Origin of the sequence: Amycolatopsis azurea DSM 43854 (assembly GCF_001995215.1) — a bacterium.
Taxonomy (GTDB): Bacteria; Actinomycetota; Actinomycetes; order Mycobacteriales; family Pseudonocardiaceae; genus Amycolatopsis; species Amycolatopsis azurea.
Genome location: NZ_MUXN01000006.1, coordinates 242,783 through 266,515, shown reverse-complemented (window position 1 = coordinate 266,515; position 23,733 = coordinate 242,783). Strand labels below are relative to the sequence as shown.

The 23,733-nt window shown below is 69.7% G+C and carries 22 protein-coding genes and 1 pseudogene; 18 read left to right on the top strand and 5 right to left on the bottom strand.

Features of this window, described 5'->3' with window-relative positions; all coding sequences use genetic code 11:
• Nucleotides 1–80 precede the first annotated feature (80 nt).
• From truB to B0293_RS10845, 9 genes are all read left to right on the top strand, one after another.
• Entirely contained in the window at nt 81–1,004 is a 924-nt protein-coding gene (truB, locus tag B0293_RS10885) for a tRNA pseudouridine(55) synthase TruB (protein WP_005156258.1), read from the top strand.
• A 40-nt stretch (nt 1,005–1,044) separates the two neighbouring features.
• Complete coding sequence (locus tag B0293_RS10880) at nt 1,045–2,007, top strand: bifunctional riboflavin kinase/FAD synthetase (protein ID WP_077241293.1); 963 nt, start codon at nt 1,045–1,047, stop codon at nt 2,005–2,007.
• A gap of 115 nt (nt 2,008–2,122) precedes the next feature.
• Nucleotides 2,123–2,602: a helix-turn-helix domain-containing protein gene (locus B0293_RS10875; protein WP_005156271.1), complete on the top strand. Its 480-nt coding sequence runs from the start codon at nt 2,123–2,125 to the stop codon at nt 2,600–2,602.
• A 2-nt stretch (nt 2,603–2,604) separates the two neighbouring features.
• A complete protein-coding gene (thpR, locus tag B0293_RS10870; RefSeq protein ID WP_005156274.1) occupies nt 2,605–3,114 on the top strand; it encodes an RNA 2',3'-cyclic phosphodiesterase in 510 nt (169 codons plus the stop codon).
• A gap of 128 nt (nt 3,115–3,242) precedes the next feature.
• Nucleotides 3,243–3,512: a 30S ribosomal protein S15 gene (gene rpsO, locus B0293_RS10865; RefSeq protein WP_003084034.1), complete on the top strand. Its 270-nt coding sequence runs from the start codon at nt 3,243–3,245 to the stop codon at nt 3,510–3,512.
• Between the two features lie 237 nt (nt 3,513–3,749).
• On the top strand, nt 3,750–6,008 hold the full coding sequence (locus B0293_RS10860; RefSeq protein WP_005156293.1) for a polyribonucleotide nucleotidyltransferase: 2,259 nt from the start codon (nt 3,750–3,752) through the stop codon (nt 6,006–6,008).
• A gap of 97 nt (nt 6,009–6,105) precedes the next feature.
• Nucleotides 6,106–7,470 carry a M16 family metallopeptidase gene (locus B0293_RS10855; protein ID WP_005156296.1) on the top strand — a complete coding sequence of 455 codons (1,365 nt, stop codon included), beginning with the start codon at nt 6,106–6,108 and terminating at the stop codon, nt 7,468–7,470.
• Nucleotides 7,467–8,213, top strand: coding sequence for a 4-hydroxy-tetrahydrodipicolinate reductase (dapB, locus tag B0293_RS10850; RefSeq protein ID WP_005156299.1), 747 nt, complete (start codon nt 7,467–7,469; stop codon nt 8,211–8,213). Before B0293_RS10855 ends, dapB begins: the two co-directional genes overlap by 4 nt.
• Nucleotides 8,210–8,659 (top strand): tetratricopeptide repeat protein, encoded by a 450-nt coding sequence (locus B0293_RS10845; RefSeq protein WP_005156301.1) that lies wholly within the window; start codon nt 8,210–8,212, stop codon nt 8,657–8,659. The genes dapB and B0293_RS10845 overlap by 4 nt, the downstream gene beginning before the upstream one ends.
• 61 nt (nt 8,660–8,720) lie before the next feature.
• On the opposite strand, the gene B0293_RS10840 is transcribed toward B0293_RS10845, so the two are convergent.
• Nucleotides 8,721–9,242, bottom strand: coding sequence for a YqaA family protein (locus tag B0293_RS10840; protein WP_005156303.1), 522 nt, complete (start codon nt 9,240–9,242; stop codon nt 8,721–8,723).
• Nucleotides 9,243–9,391: 149 nt separating this feature from the next.
• On the opposite strand from B0293_RS10840, the pseudogene B0293_RS44235 reads away from it, so the two are divergent.
• Nucleotides 9,392–9,847: pseudogene (locus B0293_RS44235) on the top strand (GtrA family protein); the annotation flags it as partial.
• Between the two features lie 18 nt (nt 9,848–9,865).
• On the opposite strand, the gene B0293_RS10830 reads toward B0293_RS44235, so the two are convergent.
• Complete coding sequence (locus tag B0293_RS10830) at nt 9,866–10,426, bottom strand: GNAT family N-acetyltransferase (protein ID WP_077241292.1); 561 nt, start codon at nt 10,424–10,426, stop codon at nt 9,866–9,868.
• Between the two features lie 59 nt (nt 10,427–10,485).
• Between B0293_RS10830 and B0293_RS10825 the strand changes: the two genes are divergently transcribed.
• Nucleotides 10,486–11,706, top strand: a complete 1,221-nt coding sequence (locus B0293_RS10825; protein WP_039917621.1) for a winged helix-turn-helix domain-containing protein — start codon at nt 10,486–10,488, stop codon at nt 11,704–11,706.
• A gap of 593 nt (nt 11,707–12,299) precedes the next feature.
• Here the strand turns inward: B0293_RS10825 and B0293_RS10820 are convergent.
• Both B0293_RS10820 and B0293_RS10815 read right to left on the bottom strand, forming a co-directional pair.
• On the bottom strand, nt 12,300–13,208 hold the full coding sequence (locus B0293_RS10820) for a DUF4097 family beta strand repeat-containing protein (protein WP_005156308.1): 909 nt from the start codon (nt 13,206–13,208) through the stop codon (nt 12,300–12,302).
• Between the two features lie 187 nt (nt 13,209–13,395).
• Nucleotides 13,396–13,926 carry a toxin-antitoxin system HicB family antitoxin gene (locus B0293_RS10815; RefSeq protein ID WP_005156309.1) on the bottom strand — a complete coding sequence of 177 codons (531 nt, stop codon included), beginning with the start codon at nt 13,924–13,926 and terminating at the stop codon, nt 13,396–13,398.
• A gap of 133 nt (nt 13,927–14,059) precedes the next feature.
• On the opposite strand from B0293_RS10815, the gene thyX reads away from it, so the two are divergent.
• The 7 genes from thyX to B0293_RS10780 all read left to right on the top strand — a co-directional run bounded on the left by thyX (nt 14,060) and on the right by B0293_RS10780 (nt 22,283).
• A complete protein-coding gene (gene thyX, locus B0293_RS10810) occupies nt 14,060–14,812 on the top strand; it encodes an FAD-dependent thymidylate synthase (protein ID WP_005156312.1) in 753 nt (250 codons plus the stop codon).
• Nucleotides 14,812–15,204 carry an ACT domain-containing protein gene (locus tag B0293_RS10805; RefSeq protein WP_005156315.1) on the top strand — a complete coding sequence of 131 codons (393 nt, stop codon included), beginning with the start codon at nt 14,812–14,814 and terminating at the stop codon, nt 15,202–15,204. Before thyX ends, B0293_RS10805 begins: the two co-directional genes overlap by 1 nt.
• 83 nt (nt 15,205–15,287) lie before the next feature.
• Nucleotides 15,288–16,787 (top strand): serine/threonine-protein kinase, encoded by a 1,500-nt coding sequence (locus B0293_RS10800; protein ID WP_005156318.1) that lies wholly within the window; start codon nt 15,288–15,290, stop codon nt 16,785–16,787.
• Nucleotides 16,788–16,898: 111 nt separating this feature from the next.
• Complete coding sequence (gene dapA, locus B0293_RS10795) at nt 16,899–17,912, top strand: 4-hydroxy-tetrahydrodipicolinate synthase (protein ID WP_039917625.1); 1,014 nt, start codon at nt 16,899–16,901, stop codon at nt 17,910–17,912.
• Nucleotides 17,909–19,606 carry a ribonuclease J gene (locus B0293_RS10790; protein WP_005156324.1) on the top strand — a complete coding sequence of 566 codons (1,698 nt, stop codon included), beginning with the start codon at nt 17,909–17,911 and terminating at the stop codon, nt 19,604–19,606. The genes dapA and B0293_RS10790 overlap by 4 nt, the downstream gene beginning before the upstream one ends.
• A 66-nt stretch (nt 19,607–19,672) precedes the next feature.
• Complete coding sequence (locus B0293_RS10785) at nt 19,673–20,449, top strand: pentapeptide repeat-containing protein (protein ID WP_039917628.1); 777 nt, start codon at nt 19,673–19,675, stop codon at nt 20,447–20,449.
• 274 nt (nt 20,450–20,723) lie between these two features.
• The gene (locus B0293_RS10780) at nt 20,724–22,283 is read left to right on the top strand and encodes a VWA domain-containing protein (protein ID WP_063936635.1); all 1,560 of its coding nucleotides are present in this window, start codon (nt 20,724–20,726) and stop codon (nt 22,281–22,283) included.
• On the opposite strand, the gene B0293_RS10775 is transcribed toward B0293_RS10780, so the two are convergent.
• Entirely contained in the window at nt 22,213–23,634 is a 1,422-nt protein-coding gene (locus tag B0293_RS10775; protein ID WP_005156332.1) for an amino acid permease, read from the bottom strand. The two genes, B0293_RS10780 and B0293_RS10775, sit on opposite strands and share 71 nt — an antisense overlap.
• Between the last annotated feature and the right edge of the window lie 99 nt (nt 23,635–23,733).

Below are 23,733 nucleotides of genomic sequence, written 5' to 3'. Positions count from 1 at the left end.
GACCGCCCGCCCTTCACCGCGTCAGACGCGGGGAAAGTCCCCTTCAGCCCCTCGCGGCACCGAAAGATAGGGTTCGGCCCGTGTCGCGCCCCAATCAGGCTTCTGCCAAGAAACGTCCCGCCCCGCCGCCCGGTCTCGTCATCGTCGACAAGCCGTCCGGGATGACCTCCCACGACGTCGTCGCCAGGGCGCGGCGCTTCATGGGCACCCGCAAGGTCGGGCACGCCGGCACCCTCGACCCGATGGCCACCGGCGTCCTGGTGCTCGGCATCGAACGCGCGACGAAGCTCCTCGGCCATCTCGCCCTGGACCGCAAGACCTACCTCGCGACCCTCTCTTTGGGACTGTCGACCACGACCGACGACGCCGAGGGCGAGCCGATCGCCGAAGCCGCCGCGGACGCCGTCGAGAAGATCGCCGACGACCAGATCGCCGCCGGGATCGCCGCGCTGACCGGCGACATCCAGCAGGTGCCGAGCGCGGTCAGCGCGGTCAAGATCGACGGCAAACGCGCGTACGCCCGCGTCCGCGCCGGCGAAGAGGTCGTCATCCCGCCGCGTCCGGTCACCGTGCACCGCTTCGATCTGCTCGCCACCCGCCGTGAGGCCGGCCGGATCGAACTCGACGCAGTCGTCGAGTGTTCGTCAGGGACCTATGTCCGGGCGCTCGCCCGGGACCTCGGTGCCGGGCTCGGTGTCGGCGGGCATCTGCTCGCGTTGCGGCGCACCACGGTCGGTCCGTTCACGCTCGCCAAGGCCCGCACGCTCGATCAGCTCGAAGACAAGCCGGAGCTGTCGCTCGACCTCGACGCCGCCGTCGCGGCCGCGTTCCCGCGCCGCGATCTGGACGCCCGCACGGCGCAGGCGGTCCGATATGGACAGAGGGTGCCCTCGGCCGGGATCGAAGGCACCTACGGGATGTTCGGACCGGACGGCCGGGTGCTCGCCCTCGCCGCGGACGAAGGCGAACTGGCCCGGTCGGTGGTCGTGTTGCTCCCGGCCTAGGGTGGTGTTCGGAGCAGGCCTGGAGGAGACGGGGCTACAAGTGCAGCGTTGGCGTGGTTTGGGTGACCTTCCCGGGAGCTGGGGACGGTGCGTGGTGACGATCGGCGTCTTCGACGGCGTGCACCGCGGACATCAGGAGCTGATCTCGAGGACGGTCCGCGCCGCCGCCGAACGCGGCGTGCCGAGTGTGGTGCTGACCTTCGACCCGCATCCGTCGGAGGTGATCCGGCCGGGCAGTCATCCCGCGCAGCTGACCACGTTGCGCCGCAAGGCGGAACTGGTCGAGGGCCTGGGCGTGGACGTCTTCTGCGTGCTGCCGTTCACCCTCGAACTGTCGCGGCTGACCGCGCACGAGTTCGTGCACGAGGTCCTGGTGGACAAACTGCACGCGGCCGCGGTGATCGTGGGGGAGAACTTCACGTTCGGCGCGAAGGCCGCCGGTGACGTCAATCTGCTGCGCACGCTGGGGAAGCGGTTCGGTTTCGTGGCGCACGGGGCGGAACTGCAAGGGCTGCTCGCGCAGGAGCAGGCGGACAACGAGATCACCTTCTCCTCGACCTACGTGCGCTCGTGCATCGACGCGGGCGACGTCGTCGCGGCGTCCGAGGCGCTCGGCAGGCCGCACCGGCTGGAGGGCATCGTCGTCCGGGGCGACCGCCGGGGGCACGACCTCGGCTACCCGACGGCGAACCTGTCGACGCCGCGGTTCGCCGCCGTGCCCGCCGACGGGGTCTACAGCGCTTGGTTCACCCGTTCGTCGGATCCTGGCCGACGGCTTCGCGCCGCCGTCTCGGTCGGGACCAACCCGACGTTCTCGGGGCGGGAACGCACCGTCGAGGCCTTCGTCCTCGACATCGACGAGGATTTCTACGGGCAGCACGTCGCGCTCGATTTCGTCGCCAAGCTGCGGGATCAGGTCCGTTTCCCGACGTCGGAAGGTCTGGTGAAGCAGATCGACGAGGACGTCGCGCGGACGAGGGAAATGCTGGGCGAGCGGGACTGACCGGCACCGGACGGGGCCGGACGAGAATCTACAAACACGCCCGTCACGGTGCGTTCAGGTGGCAAGATGTCACGGACCGCGCGGGGCGTTCGACGGGGTTAGGGGAGCGGACCAGGTGGAGGACCACAAGATCGTCCAGCGGAACATCGCGCTGCAGAGGGAGTGGTACGGGGAGCCGCTCGGCGATCGGGTGCGGAGACTGGTCGTCGCCTTCGACATCTCCCAGGCCTTCCTCGCCGAGGTGCTCGGAATCAGCGCGCCCATGCTCAGCCAGGTGATGAGCGGGCGGCGGGCGAAGATCGGCAACCCGGTCGTGCTCGCCAAGATGATCATGCTGGAGCGCAAGGTGCTGGTCCCGGCGGTCGCCGCGGGGGACCGGAAGGCCATGCAGGAGGCGCTCGAAGACGTCCGCGATTCGCGGCCGACGGTGGGCAGGGACAGCATCCCGGTCGGCGCCGTCGCCGACGACCAGGGTGTGCTCGTGGCGCTGCGGGACATCGGCGAGGACGAAGACCTCACCGAAGCGGCGAAGCTGCTCGACGACGACTTCCCGTCACTGGCGGACCTGCTTCGCCGGGCGGCCAAGCACGCCTGACGATGCCGCTTTTCAGTGCTTTGATCCCGCCGGACGGCGTCCTCGACCAGGTCGCCGCCGCGCTCGGCGCGCCCGAGGACGGCGATTTCCGCTGGTCAGCGCGTGAGAACTGGCACATCACCCTCGGTTTCCACGGTGCGGACGACGCGGCCGAGCGGGGCGAATGGCTGGCCGGAAGGCTGGCCGGCGCGGAGGCGATCGACCTCCGGCTGGAAAAGGCCGCGACATTCCCCGGGGTCCTGTGGTTGAGTGTTCTCGGAACCGGGCTCCACGAGCTGGCCGAGAAGGCAGGCGCGGGGAGTGAGGGCAGGCCGTACGTGGCCCACCTGACACTGGCCCGCTTCCCCCGCGACCGGCCGGAAGCCGCGAGCGCGTGGGAGGAGCGGTTGGCCGGGTTCACCAGTGAGACTTGGACGGCGACCGAAGCCGTTCTGATGAGCAGTGACCGTGAGCAAGGCCTGTCGCACTACCGGGTGATCCGGTCGTACGCGTTGAACCGCGCCCGCGACTGAAGCCGCTGATCACGAGGCTGGTAGCCTCGACGATTGGGTCCGGCTGCAGTCCGTGGCGGCCGTGACCGTCTCACCCGGCGTGAAGCATCGTCCGGGCCGCACGGCACAGAATATCTAGGAGCACCACTGTGGCTTTGTCCACCGAAGAAAAGAAGTCGATCCTTGCCGAGTACGGCGTGCACGACTCGGACACCGGATCTCCCGAGGCCCAGGTCGCGCTGCTGACCAAGCGCATCGTCGGCCTCACCGAGCACCTCAAGGCTCACAAGCACGACCACCACTCCCGTCGCGGGCTCCTGCTGCTGGTCGGCCGTCGCCGCCGGCTGCTGAACTACGTGATGAAGGTGGACATCGAGCGTTACCGTGCGCTGATCCAGCGTCTCGGCCTTCGCCGATAGCTTGAACCCGAGGGGGAGTGACCACGTCGGTCGCTCCCCCTCGGTCCAAGTACCAGAGAACACGCGGCGCGAGCGCGCCCGGGGAACCGTCCGCCGGTCCTCGGTAGTGGTTCCCGGGCAACGGCCCGGGGGCTTCGATCGAAGACCGGCCTCACTCCTCGAGCGTCCGCAGGCGAAACAGGTCCCAGGGTGGGAGACTCGCGCCGTTACAGAGGATCAAAAGAGGAGATACACCCTATGACCGACTCCACCGGAGTCACCGTGCACGAAACCGAAGCCGTGATCGACAACGGCCGTTTCGGCACCCGCACCGTCCGCTTCGAGACCGGCCGCCTGGCCCGTCAGGCCGCCGGCGCCGTCGTCGCGTACCTCGACGAAGAGACCATGCTGCTCTCGGCGACCACCGCGTCGAAGCACCCGAAGGACCACTTCGACTTCTTCCCGCTGACCGTGGACGTCGAGGAGCGGATGTACGCCGCCGGACGCATCCCCGGCGCGTTCTTCCGCCGCGAAGGTCGCCCGTCGACCGACGCGATCCTGACCTGCCGCCTGATCGACCGGCCGCTGCGCCCGTCGTTCGCCGACGGTCTCCGCAACGAGATCCAGGTCGTCATCACCGTCCAGAGCCTCAACCCGGACGACCCGTACGACGTGCTCGCGATCAACGCGGCCTCGGCCTCGACCCAGATCGCCGGCCTGCCGTTCTCGGGCCCGGTCGGCGGCGTCCGCGTCGCGCTGATCGAGGGCCAGTGGGTCGCGTTCCCGACCTGGAAGCAGCTCGAAGACGCCACCTTCAACATGGTGGTCGCCGGTCGCATCGTCGGTGACGACGTCGCGATCATGATGGTCGAGGCCGAGGGCACCGAGCGCACGCTCGACCTGATCGCCGACGGCGGCAAGGCGCCGGACGAGATCGCCGTCGCCGAGGGCCTCGAAGCCGCCAAGCCGTTCATCAAGGTGCTGTGCGAGGCCCAGCAGCAGCTGGCCGAGCTCGCCGCCAAGCCGACCGGTGAGTTCCCGGTCTTCCTGGCCTACGAGCAGGACGCTTTCGACGCCGTCGCCGCCATCGCGACCGACGACCTCGCGAACGCCCTGACCATCGCGGGCAAGCAGGACCGTGAGAACGCGACCGACCAGGTCAAGGCCGCGGTGCTGGAGAAGGTCGGCCTGGGCGAGGGCGAAGCCTTCCAGGGCCGCGAGAAGGAGATCGGCGCGGCGTTCAAGGCCCTGTCGAAGAAGATCATGCGCAAGCGCGTCCTCACGGACAAGATCCGCATGGACGGCCGCGGCCTGACCGACATCCGGTCGCTCGCCGCCGAGGTCGCCGTGATCCCGCGGGCGCACGGTTCCGCGCTGTTCGAGCGCGGTGAGACCCAGATCCTGGGCGTCACCACGCTGAACATGCTCCGCATGGAGCAGCAGATCGACTCGCTCTCCCCGGAGACCACGAAGCGGTACCTGCACCACTACAACTTCCCGCCGTTCTCCACCGGCGAGACCGGCCGCGTCGGTTCGCCGAAGCGGCGCGAGATCGGCCACGGCATGCTCGCCGAGCGCGCCCTGGTCCCGGTTCTGCCGAAGCGGGACGAGTTCCCGTACGCGATCCGCCAGGTCTCCGAGGCGCTGGGCTCCAACGGCTCCACCTCGATGGGCTCGGTCTGCGCCTCGACCATGGGTCTGCTGAACGCGGGTGTCCCGCTGAAGGCGCCGGTCGCCGGCATCGCCATGGGCCTCATCTCCGACGAGGTCGACGGCGAGACCCGCTACGTCGCGCTGACCGACATCCTCGGTGCCGAAGACGCCATGGGCGACATGGACTTCAAGGTCGCCGGCACCAAGGACATCATCACCGCGCTCCAGCTCGACACGAAGCTCGACGGCATCCCGTCGGAGGTCCTCGCGGCCGCGCTGAAGCAGGCGAAGGACGCTCGCCTCACCATCCTGGAGGTCATCGCCGAGGCGATCGACGGCCCGGACGAGATGAGCCCGTACGCCCCGCGCGTCACCAGCGTGAAGATCCCGGTGGACAAGATCGGCGAGGTCATCGGCCCGAAGGGCAAGATGATCAACTCGATCACCGAGGAGACCGGCGCCGACATCTCCATCGAGGACGACGGCACGATCTACGTGGGCGCGGCCGACGGCCCGTCGGCGGAGGCGGCGATCGACAAGATCAACGCCATCGCCAACCCGCAGCTGCCCAAGGTCGGCGAGCGCTTCCTCGGCACCGTGGTGAAGACGGCCGCGTTCGGCGCGTTCGTCTCGCTGCTGCCGGGCAAGGACGGCCTGGTGCACATCTCGAAGCTGGGCAACGGCAAGCGGATCGCCAAGGTCGAGGACGTGGTCAACGTGGGCGACAAGCTCCGCGTCGAGATCGCCGACATCGACAACCGCGGCAAGATCAGCCTGATCGTGGTCAAGGAAGACGACGCCGCCGACGCCGCCGAGAAGCCCGCCGAGGGTGACAAGGCCGAGGCCCCGAAGGCCGACGCGTAGTAGTCCTGGCTAGACCGATGTGAAACGCCGTGAAAGGGTCGTTCGGGGCACTCGTTGTCCTGAACGGCCCTTTCATGACATGTGAGTAAGGGATCCGTTGGCTCGTCAGATCTCCGGGCACGAACAGCCCATCGGCAGCACCCGTACGCTCGAGTCCTCTTCGGACGGTGCGGTGGTCAAGCGCAGTGTGCTGGCCGGTGGCCTCCGGGTCATCACCGAGCACGTTCCCGCGTCCCGGTCGGTGACGGTCGGACTGTGGGTCGGCGTCGGATCGCGGGATGAGCCGTCGTCGGTCGAAGGCGCGGCGCACTACCTCGAACACCTGCTGTTCAAGGGCACCACGAACCGCGACGCCACCCAGATCGCCGAGGAGATCGACGCGGTCGGCGGGGAGTTCAACGCGTTCACCGCGAAGGAACACACCTGCTACTACGCGCAGGTGCTCGACGAGGACCTGCCGCTCGCGATGGATCTCGTCACCGACGTCGTGTTCGAGGCGTTGTGCACGGACAAGGACGTCGAGACCGAGCGCAGTGTCGTGCTCGAAGAGATCTCGATGCGGGACGACGACCCGGAAGACCTGCTGCACGAGACCTTCGTCGGCGCTATCCTGGGCGATCACGCGCTGGGACGTCCGGTGCTCGGCAGCGAGAAGTCCATCATCGAGATGTCGGCGTCGGCGTTGCGCGGGTTCTACCGGCGCCGCTACACGCTGCCGCGGATGGTGCTCGCGGTCGCCGGAAACATCGAGCACGGCCAGGTGCTTCGCTTGGTGCGCAAGGCTTTGCGGAACAGGCTGACCGGGTCGGCGACGCCGGTGGCGCCGCGTGGCGGCCGCGCGCGGATCGCGATGGCGCCGAAGCTCGCGCTGCACACCGACGACACCGAGCAGGCGCACGTGATGCTCGGCCTGCGTTCGCTGCCGCGGCACGACGACCGGCGGTTCGCGCAGTCGGTGCTGAACGCCGCGCTCGGCGGCGGGATGAGCTCGCGGCTGTTCCAGGAGGTCCGCGAGAAGCGCGGGCTGGCGTACCAGGTGTATTCGTCCGTCGCGAGCTACGCCGACGCCGGGCACATGGCCGTGTACGCGGGCTGCCAGCCGGAGAAGCTCGGCGAGGTCGCCGGGGTGATCCGCGAGGTGCTCGAACTCGTCGGCAAGGACGGGCTGAGCGAAGCCGAGGTCGCGCGGGCGAAGGGGCAGTTGCGGGGCGGGCTCGTGCTCGGCCTGGAGGACACCTCGTCGCGGATGTCGCGAATCGGCAAGAACGAACTGAACTACGGCCGCTATCTCGGCGTCGACGACACGGTGGCGCGGATCGACGCCGTCACCACCGAAGAGGTCTGTGCGCTCGCTCGCACTCTGCTGCGTCGCCCTGGTGGCGTGTCGGCGGCGGCGGTCGTCGGGCCGTACGCTCACGCCGACGACCTGCCGGACGATCTGCACGAGGTGATCGCATCATGACCGCTGGAATTCGCGTCGGTGTGCTGGGCGCACGCGGCCGGATGGGCCAGGAAGTGGTCAACGCCGTCAACGGCGCCGACGACATGGAGCTCGTCGCCGCGCTCGACGCCGGTGATGACTTCTCGGCGCTCAAGCAGGCACAGGTCGTCGTCGACTTCACCCATCCCGACGCGGTGATGGACAACCTGGAGTTCCTGACCGGCAACGGGATCCACGCCGTGGTCGGCACCACCGGGTTCAGCGGGGAGCGGCTGGAGAAGCTGCGTTCGTGGCTCGCCGCCGACCCGTCGCTCGGCGTGCTCATCGCGCCGAACTTCGCCCTCGGCGCGGTGCTGGCGATGCGTTTCGCCCAGCAGGCGGCCCGGTTCTACAACTCGGCCGAGGTCATCGAGCTGCACCACAACCGCAAGGCCGACGCGCCGTCCGGTACCGCCGCGCACACCGCCCGGCTGATCTCCGAGGCCCGTGCGGAAGCCGGTCTCGCGCCCGGTGAAGACGCGACGACGTCCGAAGTGGACGGTGCCCGCGGCGCGCTCGTCGACGACGTCCGCGTGCATTCGGTCCGGCTGCCCGGTCTGGTGGCGCACGAGGAGATCCTGTTCGGCGGTGAGGGGGAGACCCTGACCATCCGGCACGACTCGCTGCACCGCACGTCGTTCATGCCCGGTGTGCTGCTCGGCGTGCGCTCGGTGCTCACGCGGCCCGGCCTGACGGTCGGTCTCGAGAACATCCTCGACCTGTGAGGGCCCGCAATTTCGCGCTGGTGATGACGGCGGCCCTCGCGGTCTACGTCGTCCTGCTGGCCGGCCGGGGGATCGCGTTGCTGGGCACCGGCGAGACGGTGCCGGTGATCTTCGGCATCGGTGTCCTGCTGCTGCCGCTGCTCGGGATCTGGATCATCGTGACCACCTGGCGATCCGGCGTCCAGATCCAGCGGCTTTCACGGCGGCTGGACGAAGAAGGCGGCCTGCCCGACGTGTCCGACCTGCCGCGGCGGCCTTCGGGCCGGGTGGATCGCGACGCCGCGGACGCCTGGTTCGACGAGCGCCGCGCCGAGGTCGAGGCCGATCAGGAGAATTGGCGCGTCTGGTACCGGCTGGCGTACGCGTACGAGATCGCCGGGGACCGGAAGCGGGCCCGCGCGACCATGCGGCGTGCCGTCGAACTCGAAGGAAAGTCCCGCACTTAGAGGACTGAACGCGGTAGTTGGGAGCGCGAACCACCGCATTCAGAGGACTAAATGCGTGAGGTCAGTAGTGGAACCAGCCGGCGAACAGGGCGGGTGAAGCGGCCAGCAGGCTGAACCGCAGCCAGCGGCCCAGGAAACCGGTGGCCAGGAAGCTCGCCAGCGGCATCTTCACCAGCCCCGCGAGCACGCTCGTGGCCATGTACGGCGGCAGCCCGAGGATCGAACTCACCCCGTACGTGCCCGCCATCCAGTGCGGATGCCGGTGGCAGCGTTCGCGCAGGGCGTCGAGCCGGGCCCGCATCTTCTTGGTGCGCGCCCGCCACCGTTCCCGGCGCGGGGTGGGCGGCCGCTCCCGGTGCAGCCGGTCGTGCAGGGGTTTCGGCAGCTTGATCGTGCCCTTCGCGGCGAGGTAGTAGAGCGTCTTCCCGCCGACCTGACCGGCCGCGACGACGGCGCCGAGCAGCAGCCATGGCAGTGTCGGCTCACTCGCGCAGAGGCCGATGAGGAACATCTCGATGCTGACCACGGGGAGGATCGCCGAGCCGAAGGCGACGCCGAACGACAGGAGCAACCAGCCCACCATCGTTGCCTCCCCGTTATCTTCGTTCTCTCCAAGTTATCAGCTGAAATACGGGTCGCACTGGGGCCAGCCCCCGTTACCGGACTCGGGCGCGCACCAGAAGATCACCTGCACGTCGGCTGGCGGCCACCTGCCGCTGCCATGCTGAACGAGTGGCCGACGTGCACGACGCGGTCCGCGGCAAGGGTTTCGCGGATCGCTTCGACGACTTCTGCGCGGCCGTGGTCCGGCGCCTCCCCTTCGGGCTTTCCCGGCTGGTGGCGCCGAGTTTCCTCGGTTTCGCGCTCATCAACGGGTTCACCTTCGGGGTCGACCTGCTGCTGCTGACTCTGCTTCGCGGCTGGCTCGGGCTGCCGGTGTGGCTGGCGATCACGCTCGCCTACGGGGTGGCGTTCGGGCTGAGCTTCGTGCTCAACCGCAGCATGAACTTCCGCTCGCACGCGCCCGTCGGCAGGCAGGCGGTGCTGTACGTCGTCGCGATCGTCATCAACTACCTGGCGTTCCTGCTCGGCGTCGGCGCGGGACTGGCCGCGCTGGGCGTCGACTACCGCTTGTCCCGGCTCATCGCCGGGGCGTGCGAAGGCGTCTTCATGTACTCGGTGATGCGCTGGGTCGTGTTCGCGAAGTCAGGGAGTGAGCTCGAGGTCGAGGCCGCCGGTGAGCCGGACTTCGCGCACGTTCGTGCTTCCGGTGTCGAGGATGCGGACGGTGCCGTCGGGGGACCAGCCCGCGCGGCGGAAGAAACCCAGTGACGCGTGATCGGTCTGGGCGACCCAGCTGATCCCGCGGGTGGCGCCGTCCTCACGCAGCCAGGCGGACGCGTTCGCCAGCAGGCGTCCCGCGTGCCCGCGCCGTCCCCAGCGGGGCTCGACCAGCAGCGAGGCGATGAGCGCCGTCGTCGCGGCGTCGTCGGGCAGCGATCCGTCGGCGGTGGCCACTTCGCTCTCCGGAGCCCGGCCGGCGACGCAGAAACCGACGGTGAACTCGCCTTCGGTGGCGAGGAAGACGTGCGTGCCCGGGTACTCGATCGTTTCGGCCCACGTCTTTTCGAGCTCCACGACGTCGAGCTCGGCGACGGCCGCTTCGCCGAGCAGTTCCGTGTAGGCGCTTCGCCAGGTATCGCGCTGGATGCGGGCGATCTCGGGGGCGTCGGACACGACTGCGGGGCGGACTTCGGCGGCGGCCATGGCAGGCAATTTATCGTGGTCGCCGGAAACTGTCGGTGGCGGATGGCACCATTCCGACGATGAGCACTTCGACCATCAGCGGTCCGGTCGCGCGCCGGATCGCCCTGGCCGCGCAGGGATTCTCCGAAGCACGTCCGAGCGGTGCGGTGACGAGACGGCATCTGCAACGCGTGCTGTCGCGAATCCAGTTGCTGCAACTGGATTCGGTGAACGTCGCGGTCCGCGCGCACTACATGCCGCTGTTCTCCCGGCTCGGCGCGTACGAGCCCACGCTGGTGGACGACGCGGCGTGGTCCCATTCCGCGCGCAAGCCCCGGATGCTGGTCGAATCCTGGGCACACGAGGCGAGCCTGCTGCCGGTGGCGGACTGGCCGCTGCTGCGGTCCGGGGCGAAGCGCATGGGCTGGTGGACGAACTACGCGCGCGTGCTGGAGCAGACGCCTCAGCTGGTGGACGACATCCTCGCCGTGGTCAAGGAACAGGGACCGATCGGCGCGGGCGGCATCGAGCGTGCCCTGGAAAGTGATTCCGGCGGCTACAAGCCCGGCTCGTGGTGGGAGCGGTCGGAGGTCAAGAAGGCCTGCGAGTGGCTGTTCGGCATGGGGCAGCTGACCACCGGCACGCGCCGGTCGTTCGAGCGGCTGTACGACCTGACCGAACGCGTCGTGCCGCCGGAGATCCTGTCGCGGCGGGTGAGCCCGGAGGAGGGCGCCCGCGAACTGATCACCCGCGCGGCCGTCGCGCTGGGCATCGGCACCGAACCGGATCTGCGGGACTACTACCGGCTCGGCCCCGACGTCAGCAAGCGGGCGGTGGCCGAACTGGTCGACGCGGGTGTGCTGGAACCGGTGACCGTGGACGGCTGGCCCGCCCCGGCGTACCGGCATGTCGCGGCGAAGGCGCCTCGTACGGTCACCGGCCGCGCGCTGCTGTCGCCGTTCGACCCGCTGATCTGGGAACGCGCCCGGACCGAGCGCATCTTCGACTTCTTCTACCGCATCGAGATCTACGTCCCCGAGCCGAAGCGGATCTACGGGTACTACGTGTTCCCGTTCCTGCTCGACGGCGAACTCGTCGGCCGGGTCGACCTCAAATGCGACCGGGCCGCCGGCGTGCTTCGCGTCCAGGGTGCCTTCGCCGAGCCCGGGGTGGACGTCGCGCGGGTCGCGAGTGAGCTGGCGGGCGAGCTGCGGCTGATGGCGGAGTGGCAGGGGCTGGACGGGGTCGCGGTGGGGGAGCGGGGCGATCTCGCTCCCGTGCTCTCCCGCCTCGTGCGCTAGGCGAGCCTCGTGGCGAGGTGTCACTGAGGGTGAGGGGTCATGACCGGACCGGTCACGCGGGACTGTGTGGATTTCTGTGCGTCCAACGCACCAAAATCCACACAGTCGGCACCAGAGGTCCGCCACATCTGGCTTCCCCGCTCGGCCGTCGGCGGCATCGTCGACCCAGCACTCTCCCGAAACGCCACCGTCCCCTGGTCAGGGGTAGGTAGGCAAATACCGGTCCGCTCTAACCGTCCTCACCACTCACGAGGTCAAGCCGCTCGCTGGGGCCCAAGCCGCCGGGTTTCGCCGAGCACAAGTTCCGGCTCCGCGGCTGGAACCGGAAACATCCGCTGCGGATGTTGGCTCGACCCCGGTCACGGGACGGCGCTGCTCGAAGCAGCCGGGGACGCGGAGCTGGTCTGGGCCCACCAGGCGGACACCCTGTCGGGGAAGGCCACAGGCCTGGTGCGGGTCGATCCGCACACCGGGATCACCGACGAGCACCTGGCGGCCGTCCGCGAGCACCTGAACCGAGCAAGGGACCTTTGCTCCCACCCCCGTGGAAAAGTGAGAGCAAAGGTCCCTCGATCCCCCTGTGGTCCACGGCCTCAGCGGGCCGCGCTGGTCACCTTCGCGTCGCCGGTGCCGGTGCGCGCCCGCACCTTGAGCGAGACCTCGGCGGGAGCGGTCTCCGCGACATCCAGCTCGCTCGACACGGCGCCGGTCGTCGACGAAAGGTCGATCTCCGCCTGGACGCCGCCGCGGATCCCGACCCGGACCTCGCCCGATCCGGTGGTCAGCTCCAGCGACCCGGAGGCGGCGTCGGCCACCGAGAGGTCGCCGCTGCCGGTGCGCGCCAGGACCTCGCCCGCGACCTCGCCGAGCCAGACGTCGCCGGTGCCGGTCGCGACCGTGGCCGAGCCGTTCACCGAGGCCGCTTCGACGGAGCCGCTGCCGGTGCGCAGTTGCAGACCGGACAGCGTCGGCCCGAGTTTGATGTCGCCGGTGCCGGTGCGGACGATCGCCGAGCCGTCGGCCCGCTCCAGGCCGATCTTGCCGGCGCCGGTGAGGAGGTCGGCGCGCCCGGCGGCACCGGTCACCGTGACGTCGGCCGCTCCGGCCCGCACCTCCAGATGCGAACCGGCGGGTGCCCGGACGGTCACGGCGAGCGGGACGTTCTTCAGCTGCCAGGCCTTCGGCGCCTGGACGACCAGCCGGTTGCCGACCTTCTCGATCCGCGTCTGCGCCACGGCGTCGCCCACCGAGGTGCGCGGATCGGCGCCGAGCTGGTCGCCGAAGCGTTCCCCGACCCAGCTGAGCAGGCTCGTCATCCCGTCCACCCACGGCTGCTGCTCGCCGCCGTCCCGGCGGACCTCGGCGTGGACGCCGTTCTCGCCGGTCAGTTCGATGGTCACCCGGCCGATGGCCACGCTCACGTCGATCTCGATCGGACCCTCGGCGTCGAAGTCTTCGACGCGCACGATCTCTTCACCCGCGGGGGTGTTCTCCTCGGTCATTTCCGTCCCTCAGTGTCTGGTGGTGAACCCGCGACCGCGATCGACGTCGGCAGGACGCTGCCTGGTCTTCCCCGTCACGATGGCGGACCAGGGCGCCCTGCCACCGCGATAGCGGGGCCTTCGGCCGGGGCGGGTTCACGCGTTTGGTTGCTTTTGAGGTGCGTCCTCAGCTCCGCCCACAGGAGACTCAGCCCTGGACCCAGCCGTGCAGGTGCGAACCGGCACCGCCGCCAGGCTTCTGCTTGTGCTGCCAGTGCTCGCCGCCGCTCTTGCCCAGCGCCCCCTGGACGGCCTGCGAGACGAACGTGTTCAGCGAAACGCCCTGAGAGGCGGCCGCGGCTTCCGCCTGGCCCTTGACCTGCTCGAACAGGCGCAGCGTGATGCGGGTGATGTCGCCCGTGTCCACCTTGGGCGCGCGCGGGGCCTCCCGCGGCGCCTCCTGGCGGGGCGCGGACTGCTCGGCGCCCTCGGCGGAGCCGGAGCCGGTGACGACGACGCGCACGTCGCGGCCGTCGAGCCGGACGTCGACGACGTGCCCCGGCAGTGCCGAAGTCACTTCGGCGGCGAGGTCGGCGAGGGCGTTCATGATGGTCAGGCGGGCGGCGGGCTCCAGCGCCGACGACAGCAGCGCGGCAGCGCGCCGCGTCTGCTCGTCGCCGGCCGAAGCCGTGTTCGCGAGGTCCTCGCGAAGGCTTGTGATGTACGGCGTCAGATCCATGACACCACTATGACGTCACTTGTGATGTCAGTCAAGGAGCCCATGACGTCACCGTGATGTCGGCGGGGTGTCAGGGAGGGCTGCGGTTACGCTGCTTGGAGTCGTGGAGCAGGGGTCGAAAGGGAGTGCGAACGTGGCCGAGACCGTGTCACCCAAGGTTCAACTGATCGCGAAGACGGAGTTCTTCCCGCCGTCGGACGTACCGTGGTCGACCGATGCCGACGGTGGTGAGGCGCTGGCCGAATTCGCGGGCCGGGCCTGCTACCAGTCCTGGAAGAAGCCGAACCCGAAGACGGCCACCAACGCCGGCTACCTCGAGCACATCATCGACGTCGGCCACCTGTCGGTGCTGGAGCACGGGTCCGTCAGCTTCTACATCACCGGGATCTCCCGCTCGCTGACGCACGAGCTGATCCGCCACCGCCACTTCTCCTACTCGCAGCTCTCGCAGCGCTACGTGCCGGAGCGCGACGCCGCGTTCGTCGAGCCCGACGTCATCGCGCAGGACCCGGAGCTGCACGCGAAGTTCCTCGCCGCCTCCCAGGCCGCCGTCGACGCCTACACCGAGCTCCTCGCCGGCCTGGAGGAGAAGTTCGCCGACGTGCCGAGCGCGACCCTGCGCCGCAAGCAGGCCCGCCAGGCCGCCCGCGCGGTGCTGCCGAACGCGACCGAGACCCGCATCGTGGTCACCGGCAACTACCGCGCCTGGCGGCACTTCATCGCCATGCGCGCCACCGAACACGCCGACGTCGAGATCCGCGCCCTGGCCATCGACTGCCTGCGCGAGCTGCAGAAGGCCTCGGGCAACGTGTTCGCGGACTTCACCATCTCCGCGCTGCCCGACGGCACCGAGGTCGCGTCCAGCCCGAAGGTCCTCGAAGGCTGATGCGACGCCTCGCGATCGACGTCCGGCCCGGCGAATACGCGGTCGCCCGCCTCGCCCCGGACGCGCCGGTTCCGGCGAACCTGCTCGACCCCGGCGAGCCCGTGCTGATCTCCGTCACACGGACGCCCGAAGAACTGTCGGTGATCTGCCCGGCCGGTCTCGCGCCGGCCGGGGCCACCGTCGAGGACGGCTGGCGACTGCTGTCGGTCCGCGGGCCGCTGGCGTTCACGCTGACCGGCATCATCGCGGCGCTGTCGAGCGAGCTGGCCGCCGCCGGGGTGGCGCTGTTCTCGCTGTCCACTTTCGACACCGACCACGTGCTGGTCCGGGGGTCCGAACTGGAGCGTGCGGTGAAGGCGCTCCAGGAGTCCGGGCACGAGGTCACGGTCTGATTCACTAAGCGGGTCCGAGGAACCTTCCGGTACGCGAACGGGTCCGAGTTAGCATCCTGCGCGAACCGAAGGAGCACCGAACCTTGACCGACGAACAGACCCGTCCGTACGGGCCGCCCCAGCAGACGCACCAGGCCGCCGTCGGGCGGATCGTCGCCGGACGGTACGCCCTGCTGGGCGAGCTCGGCCGCGGCGGGATGGGGATCGTCTGGCGTGCACAGGACCAGGTGATCGGCCGCCAGGTGGCGATCAAGGAGCTGAAGTTCCCGAACGCGCCCGAGGACGCCTCGGTGCTTTCGGAGCGGATGCTGCGCGAGGTACGTTCCGGCGGCCGCCTCAACGACCCGGCCGTGGTCACCGTGTACGACGTCGTCACCGAGAACGGCGCGACGTACATCGTGATGGAGCTGGTCGAGGCGCCGACTTTGGCCGACCTGGTCCGCGAACGCGGACCCCTGCCCGCGCAGCAGGTCGCGCAGGTGGGGGAGCGGGTGCTGTCCGCGCTGCGGGCCGCGCACGCCGCCGGGATCGTGCACCGCGACGTCAAACCGGCGAACATCATGGTCGCGCCGGACGGCCGCGTGAAACTCACCGACTTCGGCATCGCCCACGCCGCCGACGACCCGCGCCTGACCACCAGCGGCATGATCGTCGGCTCACCCGCGTTCATGGCGCCGGAACGGGTCGAGGGCCGCGACGCGATGCCCGAATCGGACCTCTGGTCCCTGGGCACGACGCTGTTCTTCGCCGCCGAGGGCATCGTCGCGTTCGAACGGTCGACCACCGCGGCCACGCTGCACGCGATCATGACCGAGGCGCCGTATCTGACCCGCGTCCAGGGCCCGCTGGCCGCCGCGATCCTCGGTCTCCTGGTCACCAAGCCCGAAGCGCGGATGTCGTATGACCAGGTGCGCAGCCTGCTCTCGGCGGCGCAGGGCGTCCAGGCCCAGCCGACCCCGCCCTCGGGCGGCACGGCGATGATGCAGCCCGGCCAGCCGATGACCCGGCTCGCGCCCGCCCCCGCCAAACGCAACCTTCGGCCGCTGTGGCTGAGCCTCGCCGCCGTCGCCGTGATCGGAGCCCTGGTCGGCGGGATCTTCCTGGGCCGCTGGATGGCCGCGCCCGCGGGGAACACGCAGGCACAGGCGACGCTCACCTACGGCATCAACGGCCAGGTCAAGCTAGGGTCCTCCGGGGACTGCTACAACGTGCCGCTCAGAGAGGGCATCAACCTGAACGACGGGGTCAGCTGCGACAAAGACCACCTGCTGGAGATCTTCGCCAAACGTGCCCTGCTCGACGTGGAGTCCTACAGCGACGACGACGCGCAGATCGCCGAGTATCCGGGCGTGGAAACGGTCAACCGGATCGCCGAGACGGTGTGCGCCGCGACCTTCAACTCGAACGTCGTGCCCGCCGCGCAGCGGGCCACGCTGACCTGGCGGGCGGTCGTCCCGACCGAGGCCGAGTGGAAGCGTCCGCCCACCGAGGAGGCCCGCGACTACTCGCGCGGGTTCTACTGCCTGCTCGCCAAGACCGACGGCGGCCAGATCCCGTCCCAGATCACGACCAAGGTCAAATAGGTCACAGAGAGTTTGCGCCGAGTTCGCCTTCGTCGCGGAAAATCTCCCGCATTCGTAGGGGACGACCACGTCGGCAAGGGGTTCGGCACTCGCAGGAGGTACCTTCACAGCATGTCCACTCCACCCACCGCAGCGCCGGGAAGACCGTTCGGGCGCGTGCTCACCGCGATGGCCACCCCCTTCGACGCCGACGGCGCGCTGGACCTGAAGCGGGCGCAGGAGCTGGCCGAACACCTCGTGGATCTGGGCAACGACGGTCTCGTCGTGAACGGCACGACCGGGGAGAGCCCGACCACGACCGACGCCGAAAAGGCCGAGCTGGTCCGCGCCGTCGTCGAAGCGGTCGGCGACCGCGCGACGATCGTCGCCGGGGCGGGCACGAACAACACCGCGCACAGCATCGAGCAGGCGAAGCAGGCCGAAGCGGCGGGCGCCCACGGCATCCTCGTCGTCACGCCGTACTACTCGCGGCCCAGCCAGGCCGGGCTCTACGCGCACTTCACCACGGTCGCCGACGCCAGTGGCCTGCCGGTGATGCTCTACGACATCCCGCCGCGCTCGATCGTCCCCATCGAGGTCGACACGCTGCTGCGGCTCGCCGAGCACCCGCGCATCCTCGCGGTCAAGGACGCCAAGGGCGACCTGATCGCCGGCTCCGAGGTCATCGCGAACTCGCAGCTCGCCTACTACTCCGGTGACGACGGCCTCAACCTGCCGTGGGTCTCCGTCGGCGGCGCGGGCGTGGTCAGCGTGATCGGGCACGTCGTCGCGGGCCGCATCCGCGGCATGATGGACGCCTACGAATCCGGTGACACCTCCACCGCGCGCACCAACCACCGCGGGATGCTGCCGGTCCTGCGGGCGATGTCCCGCGTCGGCGGCGTCGCCTTCTCGAAGGCGGCCCTGCGGCTGCGCGGATTCGACATCGGCGACCCGCGGCTGCCCATCGTGGCCGCGAGCGAAGACCAGCTCCAGGCGATTTCCGCCGATCTCGCCCAGGGGGGCGTGCCGCTCGGCGACAGCGATGCCAGTGCCTGGCATGGTGCACGAGTGGCACAAGCAGATTCAGCGGCGGCCTATACGGCGCCGACTTCACATACCAGCGTAGGGACCATGCCTCGGTGAGTTCATTGCCAACCGGACCCGGACCGACCACCCCGCCGCCGGCGCTGCCCGAAGGCGCCTTGCGCGTGGTCGCGCTCGGCGGGATCGGCGAAGTCGGCCGCAACATGACCGTCTTCGAATTCGGCGGCCGTCTGCTGATCGTCGACTGCGGGGTCCTGTTCCCCGAAGACGACCAGCCCGGTGTCGACCTGATCCTGCCCGACTTCCGCGCGATCGAAGACCGCCTGGAGGACATCGACGGCCTCGTCCTCACCCACGGGCACGAAGACCACATCGGCGCCGTCCCGTTCCTGCTGCGGCTCGTGCCGGACCTGAAGATCTACGGCTCCCGGTTCACGAACGCGCTGCTCGCGGCCAAGGCCAAGGAACACCGCCAGAGGCCGAACCTGATCGAGGTCCGTGAGGGCGAGCACCGCAAGGTCGGCGCGTTCGACCTCGAGTTCTTCGCGGTCAACCACTCGATCCCGGACGCGCTCGCGGTGGCCATCCGCACCCCCGCGGGCGTCGTGCTGCACACCGGCGACATCAAGCTCGACCAGCTCCCGCTCGACGGCAGGCTGACCGACCTCGCCGGGTTCTCCCGGCTCGGCGACGAGGGCGTGGACCTGTTCTGCGTCGACTCGACCAACGCCGAGGTGCCCGGGTTCGTCATGCCGGAGCGCGACATCGGCCCGGTGCTCGACGACGTCGTCCGCAAGGTCGACCAGCGCGTCATCGTCGCCTGCTTCGCCAGCCACGTGCACCGCGTCCAGCAGGTGCTCGACGCCGCCGTGCGGCACGGGCGCCGGGTCGCGTTCGTCGGCCGGTCGATGGTCCGGAACATGGGCATCGCCGCCGACCTCGGCCTGCTGAACGTGCCCGACGGCCTGCTGGTCAACCTCGACCAGGCGGGCGACCTGCCCGAGAGCAAGGTGCTGTTCGTGTCGACCGGTTCGCAGGGCGAGCCGCTGTCGGCGCTGTCGCGGATGGCGCGCGGCGAGCACCGGCAGATCTCGATCCGCTCCGGCGACACGGTCGTCCTGGCCAGCTCGATGATCCCGGGCAACGAGACCGCGGTCTTCGGCGTCGTCAACGGCCTCACCCGGCTCGGCGCGAACGTCGTGCACCAGGGCAACGCCAAGGTGCACGTGTCCGGGCACGCGTCGGCGGGCGAGCTGCTGTACCTGTACAACGCGGTGCGCCCCAGCAACGTCATGCCGGTGCACGGCGAGTGGAAGCACCTGCGCGCCAACGGCGAGCTGGCCGTGCGCACCGGTGTCGCGCCGGAGAACGTGGTCATCGCCGAAGACGGTGTCGTGGTCGACCTCGTCGACGGCAAGGCTTCGCGGACCGGCCGGGTCGAGGTCGGGCACGTGTACGTCGACGGCCTCTCGGTCGGCGACGTCGGCGAGTCGACGCTGTCCGACAGGCTCGTGCTCGGCGAGGGCGGCTTCATCGCCATCACCGTCGCCGTGGACACCAACACCGGTCGGGCGGTGACCCGTCCGACGGTGTCCGGGCGCGGGTTCTCCGACGACCCCAAGGCGCTCGACGCGGTGCTCCCCATGGTGGAGATGGAGCTCGCGAGGACCGAGGCCGAGGGCATCACCGACACGCACCGCATCGCGCAGGCCGTGCGCCGTGTCGTCGGCCGCTGGGTCGCCGACACCTACCGGCGCCGCCCGATGATCGTGCCGACGGTCATCCCCGTGTAGCTCGAACGCGCGTAAAGGCCCCCTTACTCAGTCGAGCCAGGGGGCCTTCGCGCGCATAATCACCACATGATGGTGGGGGTGTACGTCGTGGCGGCGCTCGCGGGCGTCGCGCTGGGGGTCGGCGCGGTCTACGGGGGCTGGATCGCGTTCGAGGGGATCCGGCGCGACCGGCGGCTGCGGCCCGGGCTCGTCGCCGCCGGGCTCCGGCTTGATCGCTGGGAACGCGTCGTCGAGAAGATGGACAGTGAGGACCCCGCGGAACGGCTCGCGAGCTTCACGGACCTGGAGCGATACGTACGCGAAGAACCTGACGCGCGCGAAGACGCCATCGAGCTGACCTGCACCTACCTGCGCAAGCCGTTCAGGTTCCCGGTCGAGGACGAGGACGAGTTGGTGATCCGGCGGGCCGCGCAAGGTCTGCTGACCCGGTGTCTCCGGCGGCCCGGGATCCTCGAACACCGGGAGGAGCTGGATCTCCAGGACGCGGTCCTCGTCGAGCCGGACTTCGCGGACTGTGACCTCAGCGGTGCCGACTTCCGTGACGGAGTGATCGTCGGCGGGGACTTCCAGGGTGCCCGGTTCTGGCGTTTCGCGAACTTCGACAGGGTGTGGTTCACCGGCGTCACCGACTTCCGCGCGGCCGCCTTCCCCCGGTTCACCAGCTTCGCCGAGGCGATGTTCAGTGGGACGACCACCTTCGCCGGGGCCGAGTTCGAGGACCGCGTGGACTTCGCCGACGCGCGGGTGGAGAAGCCGGACGCGGCGCACTCGTGGCCGTCACCCTGGCAGGTCTGGGTGGCTTCGCCGGTCGCGCAGGGACGCCTCGTGCCGCGTGAGGGCTAACGGGAAGCAGCCGCTATCAGCAGGGCGAAGACGACCGTGACCGCCTGACCGAAGAGGGCGTTGCGCGCTTTGCGTTGCTCCGCACGAGTGGGACGGTTCATCACGGATTCCCCCGGTTTCGAGTGTTTTCCTTACGGGGCAAGTGTTCCGTGACCCGATCTCGGACACCTCCCGCCTTGGTGGGGTTCTTCTCCGACGAAAGTCGCAGCCTTCCCCTAGGGGTGCGGGCGGCGTACCCTCGGACGCTCCTCGAACCCCCATGCCGGGAGAGTCGATGGGCCGCCACGCCACCGCCCGGACCCGAAGACGGATGCTGATCCCGCTGCTGGCGCTCGCGCTGGCCGCCGTGCTCGGCGCGGCCACCTGGGTGGCCGTGGCCCGGGCGCGATCCGACCCCGGTTGCGAGCCCGCCCGGGTGGTCGTCGCCGCGTCGCCCGACATCGCCCCCGCCGTCGCCCGGACCGCCCGCGACCTGCGGCTCGTCTGTGTCGCCTTCGACGTCCAGCCCCGGGATTCCCTTCAGATGGCGGACGAGCTGTCCGGAACCGCGCCCCGGCCACAGGCCTGGATCCCGTCCTCGACGCTGTTCCTGCGGCGTGCGGGCGGGGTTCCCGTGTCCGGGCCGTCGGTGGCCAGTTCGCCGGTGGTGCTCGCGGTCGCGGAGCCGCTCGCCGGCGGGCTCGGCTGGCCTCGCAAGCAGCTGACCTGGCCGGAAGTGCTGGGCAGCGCCGGAATCGTGGCGGGGATGCCGGATCCCGTGCGCGATCCCGTCGGTGTTTCCGCGCTGCTGGCACTGGCCGACGTCGCGCGGGACGCCACGGATCCCACCGGCGCGTACGTGGCCCTGCTCCGGAAGTTCGCCGCCACCACTTCCGGCGCGACGGTGTTCCCCACGTCGGAGAACGAGGTGCTGCGGCACAACGCGGAGCTTTCCAGCGGCGAAACCGCGCTGGTGGCCGCGTATTCGCCCGCGTCCCTGTCGCTCGACTACCCGTTCGTGGAGACCGCGAGCGCGACCGAGCAGCAGGGCCGGGCCGTCGCCGCGCTGAAGCGTGCCCTGCTCCAAGGCGCGGCGACCAGCACGTGGTCCGGTCTCCGTGCGCCGGGCGGGCAGGCGTTGCGGCTGACCGAAACCGATCAGCGCGTCGAGGCGCGAGGGCAGCGCAGTATCGAGATCCCGGACGCCGCCGAAGTCGACAAAGCGCTCACCCAATGGGCCGGGGTGAACGTGAGCGCGCGGGCCCAGGTGCTCATCGACGTCTCCGGATCGATGAGCGCGCCGGTCCCGGGAACCGGCAAGTCCCGTCTGCAGGTCACGCTGGAGGCCGCGGAGAACGCGCTGCACTTGTTCAAACCCACGTCACAGATCCGTTTCCTGGCCTTCGCGACCAAAATGGACGGTGAGCGTGACTACCGGGAGATCCTGCCGATGGCGCCGGTCGGGCAGCAGCTGGCCGCGGTGGACCGGCTGCGCGCGGTCCGCGCCGTGCCCGACGGGCGGACCGGGCTCAACGACAGTGTCCTCGACGTCTATCGGCTGGCGCGCAAGGAATGGGCGCAGGGGAAGCTGAACCTCGTCATCGTGATGACCGACGGCCGCGACACCGACCCCGAGGGCGTCGGTCGCGAGAACCTGAAGGCGGAACTGGGAAAGCTGCGCGATCCGGACCGTCCGCTGCCCTTGATCGCCATCGGGATCGGCCCGGAGGCCGACGAGACCGAACTCGCGCAGCTCGTCGCACCCGTAGATGGCCAGGTCTTCCTCAGCCGTGATCCCGCGAAGATCGGAGAGGTGTTTTACGGGGCTCTCGGCCGGATCGCCGGCGCTGGATGAAGTAGACGCCGAGGATCACCGCCAGGCTGATCAGGCTCAGGTACAGCTGGGCGCGGGTGTCCGCGTCCACGAACAGCATCGACGCGACCACGGCCAGCGTCCCGGCGAGGGTGAGCCGGCTCAGCCACGGATAGCCCCACATGCGCAGCTTCAGCCGTTCCGGTGCCTCGGCCTCCAGACGGTGCCGCATCCGCAGCTGCGAGCCCGCGATGATCGCGTAGACGAACAACGCGACCGCGCCGGCGGAGTTGATGATGAAGTAGAAGATCTTGTCCGGTGACACGAAATTCATCACCACGGCCACGTAGCCGACCGAAGTGGACACCAGGATCGCCTTCCACGGCACACCGCGCCGGTTCGTGTCCGCGATCCACTTCGGTGCCCAGCCGTTGCCGTGCAACGCGAACAACATGCGGGAAGCGGTGTACAGCCCCGAATTCAGCACCGACAGCACCGCGGTCAGCACCACCGCGCTGACGATCGTCTCGGCGGCGGGGATGCCGAACCGGCCGAACGCGGCGGCGAACGGGCTCGTCGTGGTCGGGATGTCCCGCCAGCCGGTGATCATCACCAGCAGCGTCACGGAACCGACGTAGAACACGATGACGCGCCAGACGATCGACGAGGTCGCCTTGCGCACGGCCGTTTCGGGCTCCCGTGATTCGGCGGCGGCGATGGTGACGATCTCCGCGCCGAAATAGGAGAAGATCACGATCACGACCCCGTGCACGACCGAAAACGGGCCGTTGGCCAGGAAGCCGTCCTGCGCGATGTTGCCGACCGAGAACGATCCGCCGGGCCAGGCCCCGAGCACGAACAGGATGCCCACCACGAGGAACACCACGATCGTGGCGATCTTGACCGACGCGAGCCAGAACTCCGTCTCCCCGAACGACTTGGCCGAGGCGAGGTTGGTCGCGGTCAGCAGCAGCATCAGCACCAGCGAGAAGATCCATTGCGGTACAACGGGAATCCAGGTCTGGAGGATCTTCGCCCCGGCGACGGCCTCGAACGCGACCACGCCGACCCAGAAGTACCAGTACAACCAGCCGACGGTGAACCCCGCCCAGCCGCCGAGCGAAGTCCGCGCGTATTCCATGAAGGAACCCTGCGACGGCGCCGCTGTCGCCATTTCGCCGAGCATCCGCATCACCAGGACGACGATCAATCCGCCGATGGCGTAGGAGAGGACGGCCGCCGGGCCGACGGTGTGGATGACCGCGCCGCTGCCGATGAACAGGCTCGCGCCGATGATCCCGCCGAGCGCGATCATCCGGACGTGGCGTTGTCGCAGGTCCGGGCGCAGGCCCGCCCGCTCGGTCGTCCGTTCGGGGGTGGTTTCTGCGCCCATTTCGCGGTGACCTCCTGTCGGAGTGACGGCGGATCGCGGGATTGTCGCACCGCAAGGGCGTGAGGAAAAGTGTTTGCGCAACCCCCGGTGAACAGGCCG

Bases quoted from the DNA above. Each gene is read 5' to 3' on its own strand.
- thpR (WP_005156274.1), top strand. From the start codon at position 2,605: ATGCCGCTTTTCAGTGCTTTGATCCCGCCGGACGGCGTCCTCGACCAG.
- B0293_RS10860 (WP_005156293.1), top strand. From the start codon at position 3,750: ATGACCGACTCCACCGGAGTCACCGTGCACGAAACCGAAGCCGTGATC.
- dapB (WP_005156299.1), top strand. From the start codon at position 7,467: ATGACCGCTGGAATTCGCGTCGGTGTGCTGGGCGCACGCGGCCGGATG.
- B0293_RS10840 (WP_005156303.1), bottom strand. From the start codon at position 9,242: ATGGTGGGCTGGTTGCTCCTGTCGTTCGGCGTCGCCTTCGGCTCGGCG.
- B0293_RS10830 (WP_077241292.1), bottom strand. From the start codon at position 10,426: ATGGCCGCCGCCGAAGTCCGCCCCGCAGTCGTGTCCGACGCCCCCGAG.
- B0293_RS10825 (WP_039917621.1), top strand. From the start codon at position 10,486: ATGAGCACTTCGACCATCAGCGGTCCGGTCGCGCGCCGGATCGCCCTG.
- B0293_RS10820 (WP_005156308.1), bottom strand. From the start codon at position 13,208: ATGACCGAGGAGAACACCCCCGCGGGTGAAGAGATCGTGCGCGTCGAA.
- B0293_RS10815 (WP_005156309.1), bottom strand. From the start codon at position 13,926: ATGGATCTGACGCCGTACATCACAAGCCTTCGCGAGGACCTCGCGAAC.
- B0293_RS10805 (WP_005156315.1), top strand. From the start codon at position 14,812: ATGCGACGCCTCGCGATCGACGTCCGGCCCGGCGAATACGCGGTCGCC.
- dapA (WP_039917625.1), top strand. From the start codon at position 16,899: ATGTCCACTCCACCCACCGCAGCGCCGGGAAGACCGTTCGGGCGCGTG.
- B0293_RS10785 (WP_039917628.1), top strand. From the start codon at position 19,673: ATGATGGTGGGGGTGTACGTCGTGGCGGCGCTCGCGGGCGTCGCGCTG.
- B0293_RS10780 (WP_063936635.1), top strand. From the start codon at position 20,724: ATGGGCCGCCACGCCACCGCCCGGACCCGAAGACGGATGCTGATCCCG.
- B0293_RS10775 (WP_005156332.1), bottom strand. From the start codon at position 23,634: ATGGGCGCAGAAACCACCCCCGAACGGACGACCGAGCGGGCGGGCCTG.